At 53.1% G+C, this 503-nt stretch carries 1 protein-coding gene; it reads left to right on the top strand.

Annotation, left to right across the window (positions count from 1 at the left end):
* On the top strand, positions 1-199 hold a 199-nt coding region (locus tag B853_RS26240), incomplete at its 5' end, for a hypothetical protein (RefSeq protein ID WP_211285382.1).
* Positions 200-503 lie beyond the last annotated feature (304 nt).

Raw genomic sequence — 503 nt, forward strand, 5'->3', positions numbered from 1 at the left:
AATGGATAAAAGCCAGCCCCAAGCAATGCAAAATACCGTGTATTCCGCCACCACCATCGCCAAGGAAAACATAATAGAATCGATCATCGTTAACAGCTCCAAACGATTAAATACTGAGCGCAATGCTACACCTCGTCAACGAGAGATGTCAACGAGAGTTGTCAACTTTGTGCGCCTCAGCTCAAAGCGCGGGTTTTAAGTGTAGCGTCCAGCGAAACGACAGGGGGGGGCCGCACAAAACTGACAAGCGGCAGCGCAGGCAAGAGTCCCCAGACTCGGGTTTTGGGTGGGGACGGAGTCCCAAGCCAAAGTCGCCAGCTAGTGAAGCGTTCAGCGTAACGGCGGGTGACCACCCTCAAAGGACCACAGATAGCGGGGCCCCAGAATTAAGCGGAGCATTAATTTAGGGAAGCGGTCTCTTAGTTTCTCCGGAGCGTTCAAGCGTAGGAGAAATCTTAGAGAATCGTGGTTTTGTGGGTGGTCACGCGTCAGGCGTGGCGACT

This window comes from Vibrio rotiferianus CAIM 577 = LMG 21460, from assembly GCF_002741985.1.
Lineage (GTDB): Bacteria > Pseudomonadota > Gammaproteobacteria > Enterobacterales > Vibrionaceae > Vibrio > Vibrio rotiferianus.